General features: G+C 34.4%; 13 protein-coding genes. 7 read left to right on the top strand and 6 right to left on the bottom strand.

What is annotated here, in order from left to right:
• The first annotated feature begins 37 nt into the window (after nt 1-37).
• Complete coding sequence (locus L3049_RS15490) at nt 38-907, top strand: Cbp1 family collagen-binding glycoprotein adhesin (protein ID WP_275110727.1); 870 nt, start codon at nt 38-40, stop codon at nt 905-907.
• Between the two features lie 64 nt (nt 908-971).
• Here L3049_RS15490 and L3049_RS15495 read toward each other — a convergent pair whose 3' ends face one another.
• Complete coding sequence (locus L3049_RS15495) at nt 972-1331, bottom strand: DoxX family protein (RefSeq protein WP_275110728.1); 360 nt, start codon at nt 1329-1331, stop codon at nt 972-974.
• A gap of 279 nt (nt 1332-1610) precedes the next feature.
• Between L3049_RS15495 and L3049_RS15500 the strand changes: the two genes are divergently transcribed.
• On the top strand, nt 1611-2903 hold the full coding sequence (locus L3049_RS15500) for a citrate (Si)-synthase (RefSeq protein ID WP_275110729.1): 1293 nt from the start codon (nt 1611-1613) through the stop codon (nt 2901-2903).
• An 18-nt stretch (nt 2904-2921) separates the two neighbouring features.
• On the opposite strand, the gene L3049_RS15505 is transcribed toward L3049_RS15500, so the two are convergent.
• Nucleotides 2922-5351 (bottom strand): response regulator, encoded by a 2430-nt coding sequence (locus L3049_RS15505; protein ID WP_275110730.1) that lies wholly within the window; start codon nt 5349-5351, stop codon nt 2922-2924.
• Between the two features lie 181 nt (nt 5352-5532).
• Between L3049_RS15505 and L3049_RS15510 the strand changes: the two genes are divergently transcribed.
• Together L3049_RS15510 and L3049_RS15515 are read left to right on the top strand one after the other, a co-directional pair.
• Complete coding sequence (locus tag L3049_RS15510) at nt 5533-7170, top strand: ABC-F family ATP-binding cassette domain-containing protein (RefSeq protein ID WP_275110731.1); 1638 nt, start codon at nt 5533-5535, stop codon at nt 7168-7170.
• Nucleotides 7171-7226: 56 nt separating this feature from the next.
• Nucleotides 7227-7769: an ORF6N domain-containing protein gene (locus tag L3049_RS15515; RefSeq protein ID WP_275110732.1), complete on the top strand. Its 543-nt coding sequence runs from the start codon at nt 7227-7229 to the stop codon at nt 7767-7769.
• Nucleotides 7770-7806: 37 nt separating this feature from the next.
• Here L3049_RS15515 and L3049_RS15520 read toward each other — a convergent pair whose 3' ends face one another.
• The 4 genes from L3049_RS15520 to L3049_RS15535 form a co-directional block, all read right to left on the bottom strand.
• A complete protein-coding gene (locus L3049_RS15520) occupies nt 7807-8346 on the bottom strand; it encodes a glutathione peroxidase (protein ID WP_275110733.1) in 540 nt (179 codons plus the stop codon).
• Between the two features lie 60 nt (nt 8347-8406).
• Nucleotides 8407-9546 carry an FAD-dependent monooxygenase gene (locus L3049_RS15525; RefSeq protein WP_275110734.1) on the bottom strand — a complete coding sequence of 380 codons (1140 nt, stop codon included), beginning with the start codon at nt 9544-9546 and terminating at the stop codon, nt 8407-8409.
• Between the two features lie 144 nt (nt 9547-9690).
• Nucleotides 9691-11277, bottom strand: coding sequence for a dipeptidase (locus L3049_RS15530; protein WP_275110735.1), 1587 nt, complete (start codon nt 11275-11277; stop codon nt 9691-9693).
• Nucleotides 11278-11308: 31 nt separating this feature from the next.
• Nucleotides 11309-12145, bottom strand: a complete 837-nt coding sequence (locus L3049_RS15535; RefSeq protein WP_275110736.1) for a CvfB family protein — start codon at nt 12143-12145, stop codon at nt 11309-11311.
• Nucleotides 12146-12766: 621 nt separating this feature from the next.
• Here L3049_RS15535 and L3049_RS15540 point away from each other — a divergent pair.
• The 3 genes from L3049_RS15540 to L3049_RS15550 all read left to right on the top strand — a co-directional run bounded on the left by L3049_RS15540 (nt 12767) and on the right by L3049_RS15550 (nt 20506).
• Nucleotides 12767-16207 carry a hypothetical protein gene (locus L3049_RS15540; protein WP_275110737.1) on the top strand — a complete coding sequence of 1147 codons (3441 nt, stop codon included), beginning with the start codon at nt 12767-12769 and terminating at the stop codon, nt 16205-16207.
• Nucleotides 16208-16378: 171 nt separating this feature from the next.
• Nucleotides 16379-18823, top strand: coding sequence for a PAS domain S-box protein (locus tag L3049_RS15545; protein ID WP_275110738.1), 2445 nt, complete (start codon nt 16379-16381; stop codon nt 18821-18823).
• 219 nt (nt 18824-19042) lie between these two features.
• Nucleotides 19043-20506, top strand: a complete 1464-nt coding sequence (locus L3049_RS15550; protein ID WP_275110739.1) for a hypothetical protein — start codon at nt 19043-19045, stop codon at nt 20504-20506.
• Nucleotides 20507-20524 lie beyond the last annotated feature (18 nt).

The raw sequence follows: 20524 nt of genomic DNA on the forward strand, positions 1-20524 counted from the left end.
ATTTGAATTGATGTAAACTTGTTAAAAATTAAGAATTATGAGAAAGTTAGTATTTGCACTATTGGTATTACCACTATTTACAGCTTGTAACCAGAAAGAATTAAAGCAGTTGCGTGAGCAAAATGTTCAGTTAACGCAAATGGCACAGGAGAAAGATTCAACCATTGATGATTTTGTAGAATCATTTGATGTTATTGCTGCAAATTTGGCAATTATTAAAGAGAAAGAGCAGATTATTTCTGTGAGCGCAAGTGAAAATCCTACTCTTGGTCAGAAAGAACAAATTGTAACAGATTTAGGTTTGGTTAGAGACTTACTTGAAGAGAACAAGGCTAAATTAGAAAACCTTGATAAGAAGTTGAAGAATAGCTGGTACCAAAACTCTAAATTGAAGAAATTAGTTGCTAGTTTAAAAACGCAGATTGATGAGAAAGATGTTTCAATTAACGCACTTTCAGAGCAAATTGCACAATTAAGTGTTGAAGTTGATAATTTGAATGGTCAGGTAACAGAATTAAATGGGACCGTTGTTGCTTTGAACACAGAGAATGATAGCAAAGCTCAAACAATTGAAGAGCAAATAACTGATTTGCATACAGCTCATTACGTTATTGGTGATATTAAGGAATTAAAAACTAGAGAAGTTGTAACTTCTTCAGGTGGATTATTAGGAATTGGAGCAACAAATAAATTGAACCAAAAAATCAATCCTGAAAACTTTAATACAATTGATATTACACAAACAACTTCTATTCCTGTTTCAGGTAAAAAGGTAAGTTTGGTAACATCTCACCCAAGCGATTCATACCGTTTCGAAGGAACTGAAAAAGAAATTGAAGCAATTACCATCTTAAACCCAGATGAGTTTTGGAAGGCATCAAAATATTTAGTTGTAGCAGTGAAATAATTAAAGCAATAAAGCTTGGTTTAAGCATCCCTTATTGGGATGCTTTTTTATGTTCTAGAAAATATTAATGCTTTATTTTAGCATCGTAAATGCGCGATACAATTAGCAATGCAATTGCAGCAATAGCCATACCCGATTGTCCATCCTGTACTACCATATGGGCACTTAATGCAAGCACAAAATCGAAGAAGAATCCGGCATAGGCCCATTCTTTTAAAAGTTTCGATTTGTTGCTCCAAATGGCAAGTAAGCCTAATAGTTTAGCTATGGCTAAAGGATAGATTACGAATGTAGGGAAACCCAAGCTTAGAAAAGTTTGACTCACCATCTCATAATTAAAAATGTACATTGACGCTGACATCAACATCATAGCTGACAATAAGCCTGTAGCAATCCAATAAATAATTTTATTTCTTTTTTCCATGTGGTGAATTTTAATTTTGTTGTTGATCTATCAATAATAATCTATCGAAAAGTTAGTTATTTTAATTTACTTATTTAAATAAGTTCATATTTAACCTATTCAATTGTAAAATAGCCGACAATCTTGTTTTGGAATCTGCTAGAGCTAGATTCTATATAATACAATTAATAGAAAAGATTGAGCAAATTTTCGTAACTTATATACATTCCTCTTGTCCCTATAAAGTGCAATTCTACGCACTATTCTTGATTTGTGTTGTAACGATTTAAGTTGGTTGATATGTCGAGTATAAAAGAAGGAATTCATGATCATTTGATTGAATTACAGGAAGAAATAGATTGTATTTTTACTGCAGGGCGAAATACCAAAGTTTCAGAAGTTAATATTGGACAAATTTATGGTGGTATGAGAGGTGTGGTGGCCTTAGCATGCAATACGTCTTATGTTGATCCATACTCTGGGCTGCATATTGGTGATTACACTACAGATAATTTTTCGCATAAATTACCAGAAGAAATTTTTTTTCTGCTGAGTACTGGGAAATTTCCTGAGGCGGAATCTCTAGCAGAATTTCAGAATGATTTAAATCAACGTGCTCAGGTACCACAGTATGTCTGGGATGTATTGCGAAACCTACCCAGAGATACACATCCAATGACAATGTTGAGTCTTGGGATTTTAAGTATGGAAAATGAATCTGTATTTAAGCGGGAATATCAAAAAGGTATTGAAAAAAGAAATTACTGGAAGTACACGCTCGAAGATGCCTTAAATATTCTTGCGAAACTACCTTCTTTAGCCGCGGGGATTTATCGCATTCGATTTGGAAACGGTGTTTTAATTGCTCATGATTCTAAGCTTGATTGGTCGGGTAATTTAGTTCACATGCTGGGCATACCCGATGGAGATAAAAGTTTTGCAGATTTAATGCGTTTGTATTTAGTATTGCATTGTGATCATGAAGGAGGAAATGTGAGTGCCTTTACTTCTCGGGTAGTGAATTCTGCCTTGTCTGATTTATATTATGCAGTATCTGCTGGATTAAATGGCTTAGCAGGTCCTTTGCATGGTTTGGCTAATCAAGAATGTTTGCAATTTATATTAAAAATAGATGAGCAGCTTTCTGATCAGGTGAGTGAAGAGGAATTAAAAGCTTATGTTCTTGATGTTTTAGATTCTGGAAAGGTGATTCCAGGATATGGTCATGCTGTATTGAGAGTTACAGATCCACGTTTTACGGCATTTATGAAATTCGGAGAAGAGAATTGTTCAAATAGTAGTTGTTTTAAGATTGCTAAGAAGTTATTTTCAGTAGTTCCAGATATTTTAAAGAATTACAAAGAAGGGAAAATTGCAAACCCATATCCGAATGTTGATGCGATGTCTGGTTCTCTTCTTCACCATTTTGGATTGAAGCAGTTCGATTATTACACGGTTTTGTTTGGCGTTTCAAGGGTGATGGGTTTTTGTGCTCAAAATATACTTGCACAAGGATTAGGACAGCCAATAATTAGACCTAAGAGCGTAACTAATAAATGGGTTTTGGAAAATTTGGCTGTGAAAAAAAAGTAATGATTTATTTTACAGATTTTATTCTTGATAAATGTGTTTGGATAGAATTTTATAAAGATCTTTTTTCTTAATTGGTTTAGATATGTAGTCATCACAACCTGCATTTAAAATGCGTTCTTTTTCTTCCTGCATGGCGTAAGCTGTCTGAGCTATAACTATTAAATCTTTATCTGTTTTACGAATTTCTTTAATTGCTTGATAGCCATTCATAACTGGCATGTTAATGTCCAAAAGAATAATATCTGGACTATTATTCTCTAAAGATTTTAATAATTCTGCCCCGTTGTATACATGTTGAATAATTGCATTTGTATGAAGTAATACTTCATTTAAGAAAGAGAAACTCGTTAAGTCGTCCTCCGCTATAATGATTTTAGTGCCAGAGAAGTCATATTCTTCTTTTTCTTCAAACATTATATTTTGTGTTGGTTCAGGAGTACTTGTATCTTCTAAAGGAATGGTAAAATAGAAGGTAGTACCAACATTAACTGTCGATTCAAGTTTTATTTTGCCACCAAGAAGGGAAATTAAACCCTTTGTAATGCTCAGTCCTAAGCCATTTCCTTCACGAAAAGTTTCATCTGCAACCTGAGCGAAACGATCAAAAATAACATCAAATTTTTCTTTTGGAATACCACAACCAGTATCTCTAACGTAGAATTCTAAATGTGATTTTGCATCATTACTTAGTTTCCGATAACCAAATTCAATAATTCCTTTGTCTGTAAATTTTAAGGAATTGTTTAGTAGGTTGTTGCAGATTTGTATGAATCTTATTTCATCAGTTTCGATAATATAATCTTGATCGTTTTTAGGGAGGTGAAGCTTTAACTCAATATTGTATTTTTCTCTTTCTATTGCATTTTTCTTTAAGACATCAAAAATATTAATCAAGGTTTTATTAACTGAAATTTTCGATAGAGAAATGTTTAATTGATTCGATTCAATTTTTGAAATATCAACAATATCGTTGATAATAGTCATCAACTGTTCTCCTGCATTTGAAATAATTTCAATAAAGCGTTTCGTTTTTTCTGGAGAATTGGCAGGACTAGCTAATAATCCAGAAAAACCTAAAATAGCATTCATTGGAGTTCTAATTTCGTGACTCATATTGGCAAGGAAAGCAGTCTTTAATTTGTCACTTTCCTCTGCTTTTTTCTTTGCTTCTAATAATTCCTGTTGTGTTCGTTTTATATCTGATATGTCATGAATAATAGAAAATAAAACTTCTTTTCTATTTACGAATAGCATTTCAGAGTATACTTCCACATCTCGTAATTCACCACTTGCAAGCTGATGTTTGAAAGTAAAGTAAGACTTATTACTTGTAGTTGTTTTTATGATTGCATTTTTAATATCAGCATCTGAATTGGTATTGATTTGATTTATTTTCATTGAGGTGATGATCTTAAAAGAATAGCCATAAAAATCAATTGCGGCCTGATTTGCATCAACAATTTTGCCGTTGGATGGATCAATAAGCATCATTACCGACTGATTTTTTTTGAATAGAGCTTTATATCTTTGTTCACTCTCATTAAGTTGGGAGGTTCGTTCTTCAACTAGTTTTTCTAAGTTTTCATTGAATTCGCTAAGTGATTTTTCATTGTGATTTACTTGGCTAATATAATATTGAACGGTTTTTTTTATTCTAGTTTTAAATATTAGTAAAGTTATTAATGCTAATATTAATGATAGAACAATCATAAAAATGCTAAGAACAATTTGCCGATTTGCAACATTTTTCCCTTTTTCGATTTCTGTTGTGATAATACTTTCTACATCATCTAAATAAACTCCTGTAGCTATAATCCAGTCAAACTTTTTATACAATTTAGCATAGGTTAGTTTTTGTGAAATCTGGTTTGATTGTGGTTTTTTAAACCAATACTTAAAAAATAATTGACCATCTTGTTTAATTCCATCCAGTTCAGTTAGATATGGTGAATTTCCCTTTCTGTCTTTTATCTTTGTAGAAAGATAAAGACCTTCTGTTTCGGGCAGGTTTGGATGCACTTTACGAATTGCATAATTATCACCACCATTGTAGTTTAAAATTTCGTTTACCCAGATGTAACCAGAATCTTTTAAAGTAATATTCCTAATGTGACTTGCGCAACGTCTTTTTAATTGTTTAAGGAATAGTGTGTCCTTGCTAGTAATTTTAGGATTATTCTTTTTTAGTTCTTCTAATAAGCGTGCCTCTTCAAGCTTAATGTGCTGAATTGTTCTGTTTACAGCAGTTTGAATATAATCTTTCTTTGATTGAATGACCAGTTTTTCAATTTGTTGAATTTGATTTTCTGTTATTTCTTTTGTGCTTCGTATATTAATATAAGTGAATGTAATGAAGAATATTAGTATGATTACTAGTATGGCAATTATAAAAGGCTGTGTAATTGCCTTTTGTGAGAATTTTTCCTTGTTGATATTATGTTGAGTCATATGCTACTTTTAAACTAAGATATCATAAGATAATCAATTTATATGGAACATAAAAGAATTAAATATTATAGAATTAGTCTGCATATAGATAGTGCTTATGGAATATTCTTACGATATAGTGAAAAGTAAATTTCAGATTTCCTGAAAGTGATTATCTTTGCGGCTCACTTAAATTATTGAGATGATTAATGTAGATGGTTTGGCGGTAGAGTTTGGTGGCACTACCTTATTTAAAGATATTTCCTTTGTAATAAACGAGAAGGACAGGATTGCCCTTATGGGTAAAAATGGTGCTGGTAAATCAACTTTGCTGAAGATTATTGCAGGGGCAGATAAACCTACTCGTGGACGAATTGGAGCTCCTAAAGATGCTGTAATTGCTTACCTACCTCAGCATTTGATGACCGATAATACTCGTACCGTATTTGAGGAGGCTTCTCAGGCTTTTTCAAAGATCTTTGAAATGGAGAAAGAGATTGAGGAGATCAATTTGGAGATGGCTTCACGAACTGATTACGAATCTGAAGAGTATTATCAGTTGATAGAACGTGTTTCGGCTTTAAGTGAAGTGTTTTATTCCATAGAGGAGATTAACTACGATGCTGAGGTTGAGAAAACACTTTTAGGACTTGGATTTAAACGCGAGGATTTTACTCGTCCAACTTCTGAGTTTAGTGGAGGTTGGAGAATGCGTATCGAATTAGCAAAAATTCTATTACGTCAACCAGACCTAATTCTTCTCGATGAGCCTACCAACCATTTGGATATTGAATCTATTCAATGGCTTGAAAACTTTCTAATGAATTCAGGTAAGGCGGTTATCGTTATTTCCCACGACCGTGCCTTTGTAGATAATATTACAACACGAACCATAGAAGTGACTATGGGGCGTATTTACGATTATAAGGCAAAATATTCAGAGTATCTGGAATTAAGAAAAGACAGACGTCTTCATCAGCAAAAAGCATACGAAGAGCAGCAAAAAATAATAGCAGACAATCAAGCTTTCATTGACCGTTTTAAGGGGACATATTCTAAAACCAATCAAGTTTCTTCTCGAGAGAAAATGCTAGAAAAAATGGAAATCGTTGAGATTGATGAAGAAGATACATCAGCTTTACGTTTGAAATTCCCACCATCACCTCGATCTGGTAATTACCCTGTTATTGCTGATGGTTTAGGCAAAACGTATAGTGATAATTTAGTTTTTTCTGATGCTAAATTTACGATTGAACGTGGAGAGAAAGTAGCCTTTGTTGGTCGAAACGGTGAAGGAAAATCGACTTTGGTGAAAGCTATAATGGATGAGATCGATTATGATGGAGAATTGACCTTAGGGCATAATACAATGATTGGTTACTTCGCTCAAAACCAGGCTTCATTGTTGGATGAAAACTTAACTGTTTTTCAAACAATTGATGATGTTGCAGTAGGGGATATTAGAACTAAGATTAAAGATATGTTGGGAGCCTTCATGTTTGGAGGTGATAATTCAACTAAGAAAGTAAAAGTTCTATCAGGAGGTGAGCGTACTCGTTTAGCGATGATAAAGCTTCTATTAGAACCAGTAAACTTGCTAATTCTCGATGAGCCAACCAATCACTTGGATCTAAAAACTAAGGATATTTTAAAGACAGCTTTACAAGAATTTGATGGTACACTGATTTTGGTTTCTCACGATCGTGATTTCCTTGATGGTTTGGCTGAAAAAGTATACGAGTTTGGCAATAAAAAAGTAAAAGAGCATCTTGGAGATATTTATTCTTTCTTGAGTAAGAAGAAAATGGATAATCTTAAAGAGTTGGAGAGAAAGAAATAAAATTAATTTTAGGCTTAAATAAAAATCATTACTTTAGTAATCATAAAACTAAGATAATGACAAAAGAACTCGAAAACAACCTAATGTTATCTGATGAGATTGTAAGTAGTAAGATATATTTTATTAGAAATGTGAAGGTGATGTTAGATAAAGATTTAGCAGAACTTTATGGTGTATTAACAGGAAATCTAAATAAAGCTGTTAAAAGAAATATCAGACGTTTCCCTGAAGATTTTATGTTTCAATTAACGAAAAATGAATTTGAGAACTTGAAATTCCAATTTGGAACATCAAGTTGGGGAGGTACAAGAAGCTTACCTTACGCTTTTACAGAACAAGGTGTTGCTATGTTATCTGGTATTCTAAATAGTGATAGAGCAATCTTAGTAAATATCCAAATAATGAGGATCTTTACTAGGACTAGAGAAACCTTAACAGATAGTTTGAGTGTGAAATTAGAAATTGATGAAATTAAAAAGAAACTTGAAAGTCAGGACAAAAATATCGAATTGGTGTTTACTTACCTTGATGAACTAATAGAAAAACAAGATAATTTAATACCTCGACAACAAATAGGTTTTAAGCCTAACGATAAGTGAAAGAGATACGATTCGTATCTCTTTTTTTTGTAATGTTTTATTTATTCAACCACGAAATTACTTTTTCACTATTTGGTTTGTCTCTAGGTGATAGTACATCTATCAATTTTCCGTTTTCGTCAATCAAATATTTCTGAAAGTTCCATTTTACTTTAGAATCTATTGTTCCATTTTCAGATTTTTGTGTGAGCCAAGTATACAAGGGATGCATATCATCTCCTTTTACTGATATTTTTGACATCATAGGAAAAGTAACACCATAATTTTTGCTGCAAAAATCTTTAATTTCTTGATCTGTTCCAGGTTCTTGTTTTAAGAAATTGTTGGCTGGGAAGCCTACAATTACAAAGTCTTGATCTTGGTATTCTTTGTACAAAGCTTCTAATAATTCGTATTGAGGAGTTAATCCACATTTGGAAGCAGTGTTCACTACCATCACTTTTTTCCCTTTTAAATCAGCAAAGTTGAAGTTCGTACCATCAATTGCTTTTACCGTAAATTGATGAATTCCGTCCTGTGCTATTGCTGTAAATGCTACAAAAACGGATAAGGCTATAATTGTAAATACTTTTTTCATAATGTTTCTATTTTAATTGATTAACAATTTAGAACCTTTTTTGTTCAGATGCCAATTCATTTAATCATCAATACGATAAATACTATTTAGTTGGCTTTCTTCAATAAATGAAGGAGTATTTCGTAGGAAGAAATTTCGAATTCCCTTAAAATATTTCCAGTGTGCAACAATTCCAATCCAATAAGAGCCGAAAATGATCCGTTTTACTTTGTTGTACCTTTTTTTCTGAAAGGAATCAAATGCATATTCAGGAGTTTGGCTTAGATGTAATTCTTGAACCAATGTGTAAGCATCTTCGACGGCTTGAGCTCCACCTTGACCTAAATTGGGCGTTGCAGCATGAGCAGCATCACCAATCAAACAAATTTTTGATTGATGCCATTTTTTTGCCCCTGGTAAATCATGTAAATCGGTTCTTCGAATCATGAAATGAGGTGTTGCTTCTATCAGTTCTTGAACTGGACCTTTAAAGTCTTTAAATTCTTCTTTCAGATAGCTTTTTATGTCTTTGGTTTCATCAACTCCATTCTCAGGAGATGTTTTAACAGCAAACCAATAGATTTGTTCATCGGCCATTTCGGCTAACCCAAAACGCAATTGGTTGCCCCAAAGTTCAAGAGTTGCATTTTTCCATTGATCTGGAAGCGTATGCGTAACCAAACCTCTCCAACACGTCTGACCAGAATATCGTAAATGAATTTCAGGCATAATCTGTTGGCGAACCCTTGAATTGACTCCATCTGCACCTATTACAAAATCTGCTTCAATAATAGTCTCATCTGCAAAATGTAGAACAACTTTTCCATCCTTTTCTTCTAAAGAAACCAGTGCTTTGTTTAGAATTACCTTGTCAGGATTTACAAAGGAATAAAGAACTTGTTGAAGTCTGGCTCGATGAACAGCTACAATTGATGAGCCAAATTTGGCTTTAATTTTCTTCAGGTTTAAACCATGAATTAAATTCAAATTCTCATCAGTTATATCTACCTTTTCCAACTCAATGCCAGCATTTTTAACAGCTTGCTTTACACCTAGCTTGTCAAATACTTGCATGGCATTAGGTGCCATCCAAATGCCAGCGCCATAGGGCTTCAATTCAGGAGCAGCTTCGTAAACGGTAAAATCAATTCCAGCTTGCTCCATCGCTATTGCTGCAGTTAAACCAGCAATTCCACCTCCAATAATAATTCCTTTCTTCATGTTTTGCAGATAAAAAGATTTTAAAATCCGCTACAAAGATAGTATTAATGTTTTTAGAATAATAAATAGGTGATTGTGTTGATGATAAGACAAAAAAAAGAGTAGCCATAATGACTACTCTCACTTTTTATATTCTTATGAAGATTAAAACTTCTCGTCATAATCTGACCAAAGTCCATCACCAATTTCCCATGCTTTTTCAACAGCTTCCGCTCCAAGCTCAATACTTCTATTGGTTAAGAAAGCACGACGCTTACGCTTGCTAAGTGAAAGATATTGCTCGTCAACTTTAGCTTGTTCTTCGAAGTATTTCTTTTGTAATGGAACAAATACTTTATCAACATCGTGACGCATATCACCCCAACGCTGAGCAGTTAGTGTGCTTAAACGGTTGAATGCCCACCATGCTGATTTACGAGTGTAACCCGTACGGCGAGCTTTAACTTTATAAGAAGGGGCTAAGTCAGTTGTTCCTGCATACACAGGAATATAAACTGAAGTCGCAACATTATCTTGAGCTAACCACACGATTCCACCTACATCATCTGGTAGCCAGCTACGACATTGAATAATGGTTGCATACATGGTGTACCAACGGGCAATAGTACGTTCACCAAGTTCACCCCATCCGCCATTTACACCAAAAAGTTTATTCATTCCGTAAGGCATAAATGGGTTGGCAAATGGAGAGATCGTTTCTTTACCATCCTTATCAGCTTGCTTGATATTCTTTACAAAGTTGAAAGGAGTACCTTCATAGTAGTCCTTAAATATCTCAACCAATTTATCCATTGTCACCTTTTCATCGGGTTTAACAGAGAATGGGTAATCTTTAGCAGTAGGATCAAGATCTAGTGAAGGAGCTGCCATTGAAAGCACACGCCACTCTCTTCTTCTTGATGCTAATGATAAACGACTTTTTGGAGCATAAACGTAATTCCATTTAAAGATTTCTCCATCTTTCCACCAGCCATTTTCCTTTGCTATTTCAAAGATATTCGCTGAAGCCATAAAGTAGTCACTATTCTTCAAATCGATTTCCTTAATAGTTGATGCATTGGCATTAACTGAGATGTGATTATCCGGAACACGTTGAGCTACCCAAACAGCACCCACTTTACCTTTACCAGGACCAACAACTTCAAAATGCCAAACCTCTTGTTTATCGGCAATGGTCAAACACTCACCATAGTCTCTCCATCCGTATTTTGTCAATAAATCATCAGCCATCTTAATTGCTTCACGAGCTGTTGTACAGCGCTCAAGCATAAGTTGCTGAAGTCTTTGGCAATCGATTAAACACTTATCAGAATACAATTCATCACGTCCACCGAATGTTGATTCGCCAATTGCTAACTGTTTTTCGTTAATACAAGGGTAAGCTGTATTTAAGAATTGGTAAGTTTTAGCAACCTGATCGATTTCACCAATCTTTTTATGCTGATAGGTTGGCATACGCAAGCTATCATATGCTGAACGCTCGAACAATTCGAACTTACTGTTTTTGTCGTGAGATTTTGCTGGCGTAACTGACATCCAAGCACGTGTACGGTGGCTATCGTCTGTATGAGATGTGATAACTGATCCATCAAATGTTGCTTTTTTACCAACTGTAATTGTGGTACAACCTTCGGGTACGCCATTCTGCCAGTCTGATTTATCTTGAGCTATGCTACTTGTTGAAACAAGCAATGCCATAGCAAAAATTAAAGGCTTTAAATAATTGCTCATGTTGTTAGTTGTGTTGTTGTTTGTAAAGTATTTATTTGATTAAATAAATACCAGCATCTTCAATTGTGATAAGTTTTTGTTTGTAAAGTAAACCTACCGCCTTCTTAAAACTTTTTTTACTCATGTTTAATAAGCTGTAAATATCTTCAGGAGTACTTTTGTCATTTACGGGAAGAAATCCATCTTCTTCTCTTAATTGTTTTAAGATTTGTTCTCCTGCTTGCGGTATTTCGTTTCGATATCCTTGTCTTTGTAAACTAACATCGATTTTATCATCAAGTCGTACTTTTTTGATAAAAGCTTTGCGTTTTTCTCCTGGAAGAACATATTCGAAGATTTCGTTCTTATATAGCATTCCAAGTGCATCATCGTTAATCAAGACTTGGTATCCCATTTCATTTCTTCGTCCAATCAATATTTCTACTTCTTGGCCTTCTTCATAAGATGTTTCTTTATCACGAAGAACTCGTTCTAATTTTGCAGTACCAACAATACGACCAGTTGCATTATCAACATAGATATATACCAAATAGTAATAACCAAGCTGCATGTTGTCTTTTTGTTCGCTAAACGGAACCAATAAGTCCTTTGCAATTCCCCACTCAAGAAATGCTCCAATATTGGTAACCTCTTTAACTTGCAAATAAGCAAATTGACCAGCCGTTGCAAATGGTTTTAAGGTTGTAGCGATAATTCGATCTTCCGAATCACGATAGATAAAAACCTTGATGGTATCATCTAATTGGGTTTTAAGAGGTACATATCTTGTTGGTAATAAAATTAATGATTCATCTTCTCCTTCAAGATAGACACCAAAATCTACTATTTTGGCAACTTTTAGTTCTGCGTATTGACCTATTATACTCACGAGTTTATCTATTTGTACTTGACCTTATTTGCATTCGTATGCAGATGGGACAAAGTGTGATTTGCACTAAAAAAATAATAATGCTGTAAATGTAAGCATCTTTTTACGAATAGTTAGTTTACAGATCCATTTACGATCGTTCTATTCTTGTCTATTTGAATTAAAAAAAAGGAATGAAAGAGGTTTTTTTTCTTTTTTAAGCGAGCTTAAAATATGTTGTGGAGCAGGTTTTGTTTTTGCTAAAAATTTGATTGGGTATTTAAGCACATGAAATAGTTAACAGTAGATTTTATCGGTTAAGTTTAGTGTAGGTGTTAAATACTTTTCTGTAGTGCTAGGTATTACTATGCTTTTTCAATTTTAACATCTTCTGATTACAATTTTCGCTATCGATTGCGACTTAATTTCGATATTATTAAAGAAAAAAATCATTAATAATAGTGGGTGTAAACACCCATAGGTAGGGGTATTGCAGAACATGCAGTTATTAATACCGAAAAATTTCTTCAATAAGAAATTGTTTCTATTTTTGATGCAGAATTAATTCAGATTAGTTCTATTCCAAATTTAAAACAACACTCTCGAGTAATAAGTGGGGATAATTATTTAATAAGTCAGGGTATGAAAAAAAGGAAATTATTAGTTAGAGATCTTACCTTAAGAGATGGACAACAATCGCTTTTTGCGACTAGAATGCCTCAGGCAGAAATTGAGAAGGTTTTACCACTATACAAAAAAGCTGGTTTTTATGCTTTAGAAGTATGGGGGGGAGCAGTACCTGACTCAGTGATGCGTTATTTGAACGAGGATCCTTGGTATCGTCTTGAATCAATTAAAAAAGAGATTGGCGATGTTTCTAAACTGACAGCTTTGTCACGTGGTCGTAATCTTTTTGGATATAGTCCTTACCCCGAATCGGTTATTGAGAAATTTAATACTCAATCGGTAAAATCGGGACTTGGTATCATGCGTATTTTCGACTGTCTGAATGATATTGAGAATATGAAATCGACCATTAAGTATGTTAAAGCTGCTGGTGGTATTGCCGATTGTGCAGTGTGTTATACGGTTGATTCAAAATTTCCGGAGAAAAAAGAAGATCGTGAGAGGTTGACTATTAAGAATCTTCCTGATCAAATTTTTGATCTTGAGTACTTTGTTGATCTGGCAAAGAAACTAGAGGCTATGGGAGCCGATATGATTTCTCTTAAAGATATGGCTGGTTTGGCTTCACCATTGCGTGCGGGGCAAATTATTCGTCGTTTTAAGGAGGAGTTAAATGTTCCTGTTGATTTCCATTCTCATTCTACTCCTGGTTATGGTTTAGCATCTGCTTTGACAGCAATTATTAATGGTGTTGATATTATCGATACGAACATCATGAACTTTGCAGGTGGATCTGCTGCTCCTGCATACGAGTTAATCTACCTTTTCTGCCAAAAGTTAGGCATTGAGTTAGATGGTGATGCGAAGACGGTTGTTGAGATCAATAAGATTCTTAAAGAGATTCGTATGGGAGCTTTAGCTGAAGTTGATAGCTATAAGCAATTCCCAATTGAATTTGATATTACAAAAGATAAGCTACCTGCTGATATCGATCAGTTATTCGATGATGCAATTAAGTATGCTAATGAAGATAAAGAAGATGAGCTTTTAGCAGCTTGTCATGCTATTGAAAAGTATTTTAATTTCCCGGCTCCTAACGAAATGGTTAAGAAAGCCGAGATTCCTGGAGGTATGTATACCAACATGCTAAACCAGTTGAAAGCTTTAGGTTTGGAAACCTTACTCGAGAGAGTGTTGGAAGTTGTACCAGTGGTGCGCCTGGATGCAGGTTGTCCGCCATTGGTAACTCCTTCTTCTCAAATTGTAGGTGTTCAGGCTGTAAATTGTGTTATTGATGAGAATTCAGGACGTCCATTTTATACGAATGTGTCTAACCAATTCTTTAGTCTTGTAAAGGGAGAGTACGGAACAACACCTATTGAAATTGCTCCGGAATTCCGTGAGAGAATCACAGGTAAAGCTGAGAAAGTAGAGTATGATGTAGATGCTTATGTATCTCCTGAAAACCCAACATTGCCACAGTTCGGAAACGTAAAATTGGCTGTTGATGATAAAGAATTCATGTTGCTTGAGTTGTTCCCATTGGTAGCTAAAGGTTACTTGGAAGGCAAGCGTAAAGCAGAATTCGAAGCTAAGAGAGAAGCTAATCGTCAGAAGATTGCGGCTGAGAGGGCAGCAATTAAACGAACAGGTAAATTAAAGATTCGTGATTTAACCCTTCGTGATGGTCAGCAATCTTTGTTTGCAACACGTGTGCCTCAGCACGAAATTGAAAAAGTATTGCCATTCTACAAAGCAGCGAATTTCTATGCAATGGAAGTATGGGGTGGTGCCATTCCTGATTCAGTAATGCGTTACCTTAACGAGGATCCTTGGTATCGTCTTGAGTCTATTAAAAAAGAGATTGGTGATGTTTCTTATTTAACAGCTCTTTCTCGTGGACGTAACCTTTTCGGATACAGTCCATACCCGGAGTCTGTAATTGAAGGATTCAACAAAAATGCAGTAAAAAGTGGTTTAGGAATCATGCGTATTTTCGATTGTCTGAATGACGTCAACAATATGGAGACTACCATTAAATATATTAAGGAAGCAGGCGGAATTGCCGATTGTGCAGTTTGTTATACGGTAGATCCTAAGTTTACACGTAAGCAGCGTATTCAGGCTATGTTCTCTGGTAAGAAATTGCCTAAGAAGATTTTCGATGTCGATTATTTCTTGAATAAGGCGAAGAAAATGGAAGCTCTGGGTGCAGATATGATTTCTGTAAAAGATATGGCCGGATTAATTCCTCCATCGCTTTCAGGAAAAATTGTGAAGCGTTTGAAGAATGAGGTGAAGGTGCCTATCGATTTTCATACACATTGTACACCGGGTTATGGTTTAGGTGCGGTATTAATGGCTATTGTGAATGGTGTTGATATTGTTGATACTAATATCCTGAACTTTGCTGGTGGACCTGCAGCTCCTGCATTCGAGATTATCCAGATTTTTGCAGATAAACTAGGTTTAGATACTGGTGTTGATTTGGATTCAGTTGTGAGAATTAATGCTGAATTGAAAGGGATCCGTGAGCGAATTGCAGAATTTGATTCATACAAAATGTTCCCTCGTGAATTTGATATAACAGCTGATTACTTACCTGCTGATATTGATGCTTTATTTGACAAAGCTATTGCTTTAGCTAAAGCCGATAAGGAAGAGGAATTACTTGAAACATGTCATGCAATTGATGCTTGGTTTAATTTCCCTGCTCCAAATGAAGAAGTGAAGAATGCTGAGATTCCCGGAGGAATGTACACCAACATGTTGGCTCAGTTAAAAGGTTTAGGTCTTGAAGATTTATTGCCAACGGTACTTCAGAAAGTACCTGAAGTACGTGTAGCTGCTGGTTGTCCTCCTTTGGTAACACCATCTTCTCAAATTATTGGTGTACAGGCTGTAAATTACGTTTTAGATGTGAATAGCGGAAAAGCACCTTATACAAACGTGAATAATCAATTCTTCAACCTTGTGAAAGGTGAGTATGGTGAAACTCCGATTGAGATTGATCCGGAATACCGCCAGAAGATTTGTGGACAGCGTGAGGCTTCAGAATATGATGTGGCTAAATATAAGGCTCCGGAAAATTTACTTCTTGAAGAGTTCGGTGGTGTTAAATTAGCTCAGAACGAAAAGGAAATGTTGTTGTTGGAATTGTTCCCAACTGTAGCAGGTCCTTTCTTAAAGAATCGTAAAGCTGATGCTTACTATGCAGTTGTTGAAGCTGAAGAAGCTGAAAAGCAAAGAATCGAAGACGAGAAAAAAGCAGCTTACAAAGCCATTCCTGCTGAAGAGAAGGAAGCAATGATGCTGAGAGGATTATATAGCATGGGAGGAGACTCTACTCAGGCAACAGGAGAAATTACTCAACCAGAGCAGAAAGATTCTAAGCTAGATATCAAAACAAAAGAAATGCTAACGGCTCAAAAGCCTAAAAGCAGATTAGTAGGATAAAGTTTTCTCTTTATATACGCAACCTTAAAAAGTGCTGCTCTTCGGAGTGGCACTTTTTTTTGACTTATTGATCTGCTGAAAAGTGTCAAGATTTAATTTAAAAAAAATGTAAATTAAAAACTATTCGGCGTTTCATGTTTTACGAATCGAAAAATATGATATTTTAGAGTGATGAAAGTATTAAGATCGAATATATTAGATTTATTGTATAAAGGAGAATCTGAAGAATTCATTTTAAATGAGATTGTTAAGAAAGCTCAGCTTATTGCTCCTGGATCGATATGTTCTATTTTAATTGTTGATGGGGAAGGAAAGCATCTGCTTTTAGGAGCTGCCCCTGATTTACCCGATTTTTATAATAAAGCCATAGACAATTTTCCTATTGGTCCAGAAAAAGGATCCTGTGGAACTGCTGCATATACAGGAGAGAGTGTAATTGTTGAAGATATAAGTACTCATTCATATTGGAAAGATATTAAAGAATTGGCCAAAAAAGCAGGCTTGGCTTCTTGTTGGTCCGAACCAATTAAAGATCCTTCAGGAAAAATACTAGGTACTTTTGCTATATATCATAGGGTGGTGCATTCTCCAAGTTCTACTGATATTACACTTGTAAAGGATTTAGCTAGTTTAACTGGTATTGTGTTGGATCGTTATCGAATAACCAGAAAATTAGAAGAAAGCGAAAACAAATATAAAACACTAGCTAGCGCTAGTAATGAGGCTGTTTTTATTGTTGAAGGTGATAAAATAGTTGAAGTAAATAAGCGTGCTGAAATAATAACTGGGTATTCTGAGTTGGAACTGTCTGGTATGTCTATTTTTAATTTTATAGGAAGGGAGTATTGGGTTAAGCCTTACACTGATGAATCCAAGAAGTTTAGACATAAAATTAAAGCCAATGGAATTACTAAAAATAGTTTAAAAATAGATGTTGTAGTTCATATTAAAAATTCCATTTTTAAAGGAAAAGTGGTGTGTTTACTGTCCATTCGTGATGTTAGTAATCAAATTCGAGTTGAAAATGAATTTCGTAAATTATCGCAATCGGTAATACAAAGTCCAACATCAGTTGTTATTACTGATTTTAATGGAGATATCGAATATGTAAATCCGAAATTTGAAGAATTAACTGGTTATTCCTTGGAAGAAGTGAAAGGTGAAAACCCGCGGATCTTAAGTTCTGGACTCAATCATTCCAATACCTACAAAAGTTTATGGAAAGAAATTAAGGCAGGTAATGAGTGGAGAGGTGAGTTTCAAAATAAGAAAAAGACGGGTGAGTTATTTTGGGAGTTTGCAAACATTTCTGCATTAAAAAATGATAGAGGTGAAATAACAAACTTTATTGCGGTTAAAGAAGATATTACGGAACGGAAAAGACAAGAACAAATACAGCAAATCATATTAAATATTTCTAATGCAGTATTTTCTGAAAATACCTTATTTGAATTTATACAATTTATTCGACAGCAATTATCTACCTTAATTGATACAACTAATTTCTTTGTGGCTCTTTATGATGAAGACAATCAAATGTTTAGTATGCCATTTCATGATGATGAATTTGATTCTTTTGATACTTTTCCAAAAGGAAAAACAATTTCCGGTTGGGTTGTTGAAAATGGAAAACCTTTACTTGCCACGGCAAAAGATCTAGATGAAATGGAATCGCGTGGAGAGGTTGAATTAAAAGGAGAACCATCTAAAATTTGGTTGGGAATGCCATTGAAAGGAAAAGAAAAGGTGATTGGTGTTTTGGTTATTCAAAGTTATATTGATGAGAATATTGTAAATGAAAAAGATAAAGAAATGTTGGAGTTGGTTTCGCACCAAATCAGCATATCTATAGAGAAAAAAAGAACAGAGCAGGAATTGCATAAGGCATTAAAAAATGCCACAGAATCGGATCGTTTAAAATCTGTGTTTTTGGCTACAATGTCCCACGAGTTGCGTACTCCATTAAATGCAGTTATTGGTTTTTCAGAATTGGTGGATGACGAAACACCGATAAATCTTGCAATAGATTATTGCAAATTGATAAACCAAAGTGGACAAAACCTCTTAAACATTGTAGAAGATCTTTTTGATATCAGTTTAATTCAATCTGGAGCAGTTAAAATTACACATCAAAAATATCGATTGGAACAAATTCTTCAAGAAATAAATGTGGTAATTAGAATGGAGCAGCAAGTATTAAACAAGCAGCACATTGATTTAAATTTAGTTTTGCCTAAAATCCATCAAAATCTTGTTTTTAGTACCGATCCAAACCGATTTAAGCAGATATTTTTAAATCTGTTAAAGAATGCCTTAAAATTTACTGATAAGGGTTCAATTGAATTTGGTTTATACGAGCATGATTTGGAATCAAATCTTCCTCTTAAGTTTTATGTGAAAGATACTGGGGTTGGTATTCCTGATGAAATGAAAGATAATATATTTGGTATGTTTAGACAGGCCAATGAGAGCCTTTCCAGAACCTATAATGGAGTAGGAATTGGTTTGTCAATCTCAAAGAGTTTAACCGAATTATTGGGCGGGAAAATCTGGTTAGAATCTCAAGTAGGTGAGGGGACTACCTTTTATTTCACACATCCAATAAACAAAAAGTAGAAAGAGGTTCTAGGACATACTAGAATCGAACGATTAAAAGTCAATTGTAAATTGATAATTATCGCCACAGATATCATTTCTTAATATCCATTAAGATTTTTTAACGATTTTTTGTCTGCAATTCATCAAACTATCAGCTTGATAATAAAACATATTGGCTATTGAGATCGTATTTAAATAGACAGAGATCGTTATTATTCAGCTTTTAAACCTTCAGCCATGGCATTGCAAAAATACATCCGCGTAACCGGTAGGTGTTTGTTGTCACTTACCATTATTTGTTTTAGTGTTTTTTTTAGTAAAAGTCAAGAACAACCTCCAGACCAACTTTTTGAAGTAGTAGATTCATCAGTTAACATTCAAGAATTTGGCCAGCAAAAGAAATTAGAGAAAAATGAAATCCCCATTGGCTTATTCGCCTACAATAAGTGGGTCGATTTAAACGAAAACAATTTGGTAGAGCGCAACGAATTTTTTGGTTTAGGTAAGGAATCCTTTTCGAAAGGAGAGCCAATTAGTGCGTCTTTATACGACCCGAATTTAAAGGATGGATCTAATTTAAAATTAAGAATATGGGATACCAGTGGTAATCTTATTCGAACCGTAAAAAAACAATATACTTCAATACCAATATTTACTTATTCTGGATTTGATGGTTATTTACCGGTAGGTGAATACATTTTCACCATTAATCCGGAAGAATCGGGTACTACTTATCAAATTAGGTTCACTTTAAAGGAACCAAACGGGAATACATATGCTAATATTCGAAAAAAACTGTTGCCAGAAAATATGCACTTATTTAAGCAATGGATTGATGAAGATGGTGATATGAAATTGGATAGTTCCGAAGTTCTTGCATTGAATAAAAATATTTACAATGTTGGAGAAGTGGATTTTGAGTTGGGTTTAAATTTACCATTGAATCCAGTACCAGTTGTTTTTCAGGTATGGAATTCGGACTACGATTTGTTGAGTATGAATATTTCAAAATTAGATAGTTTGCAGCATTATACCATGAATGAAGATACACTGAATCGAGGAAATGAGTTTCTAAGAGTATTAGCAAATGCTTCTGTAGGAGAATATTTTATTACCGCTTCCGTAACGGGTGAAGGGGTAAAGCAATATAAGACTACACTACAAATTGTAGATTCCTTAAATAAAGACACATCAGAATTAGAGACTAAGAATGAATCGATAACTAAGGTTGATTCAACGGAAGGAGTAGATGAAAATATAGAATTAATAGTGACGGAAGAAGAGGAGCCAAGTGAAGCGAAAATGAAAATGGGTACATCGGTTAATGTAGACAATCTAGCACCAGAATTTAAGAAAGGGCAGGAGGGATTTTTTATATTTTCTGGCTTTATTGATTTGAACGAAAATAATATACAAGACAGGGATGAATTTATTGGAGCAGATCAGGATTATTTCTATTCAGAATCAGAAAATGTTTTTGTTCAATTTCATTTAAGGCAATTTTTTAATAAAGATCTTGTCTTGCAAATTTTTAACGACAAGGATGAGTTAGTGATAGAACAGATAGGTGTTTATGGGGAGTCGCCATTTGTATTTAAAGTCTCAATGCCTGATGAGCCATTACTTCCAGGTAAATATTCTTTAATTATGAAACCGACTGATTCTGAGATTAAGTATCGATTAGATCTTATTATAAAATAAAAAAATCCCATCACTTCA

It is taken from the genome of Labilibaculum sp. DW002, assembly GCF_029029525.1.
In the GTDB taxonomy this organism is placed as follows: Bacteria; Bacteroidota; Bacteroidia; order Bacteroidales; family Marinifilaceae; genus Paralabilibaculum; species Paralabilibaculum antarcticum.

Coding starts and splice junctions, on each gene's coding strand:
- L3049_RS15500 (WP_275110729.1), top strand. CDS start 1,611: ATGTCGAGTATAAAAGAAGGAATTCATGATCATTTGATTGAATTACAG.
- L3049_RS15495 (WP_275110728.1), bottom strand. CDS start 1,331: ATGGAAAAAAGAAATAAAATTATTTATTGGATTGCTACAGGCTTATTG.
- L3049_RS15550 (WP_275110739.1), top strand. CDS start 19,043: ATGGCATTGCAAAAATACATCCGCGTAACCGGTAGGTGTTTGTTGTCA.
- L3049_RS15515 (WP_275110732.1), top strand. CDS start 7,227: ATGACAAAAGAACTCGAAAACAACCTAATGTTATCTGATGAGATTGTA.
- L3049_RS15510 (WP_275110731.1), top strand. CDS start 5,533: ATGATTAATGTAGATGGTTTGGCGGTAGAGTTTGGTGGCACTACCTTA.
- L3049_RS15520 (WP_275110733.1), bottom strand. CDS start 8,346: ATGAAAAAAGTATTTACAATTATAGCCTTATCCGTTTTTGTAGCATTT.
- L3049_RS15525 (WP_275110734.1), bottom strand. CDS start 9,546: ATGAAGAAAGGAATTATTATTGGAGGTGGAATTGCTGGTTTAACTGCA.
- L3049_RS15540 (WP_275110737.1), top strand. CDS start 12,767: ATGAAAAAAAGGAAATTATTAGTTAGAGATCTTACCTTAAGAGATGGA.
- L3049_RS15545 (WP_275110738.1), top strand. CDS start 16,379: ATGAAAGTATTAAGATCGAATATATTAGATTTATTGTATAAAGGAGAA.
- L3049_RS15530 (WP_275110735.1), bottom strand. CDS start 11,277: ATGAGCAATTATTTAAAGCCTTTAATTTTTGCTATGGCATTGCTTGTT.
- L3049_RS15505 (WP_275110730.1), bottom strand. CDS start 5,351: ATGACTCAACATAATATCAACAAGGAAAAATTCTCACAAAAGGCAATT.
- L3049_RS15490 (WP_275110727.1), top strand. CDS start 38: ATGAGAAAGTTAGTATTTGCACTATTGGTATTACCACTATTTACAGCT.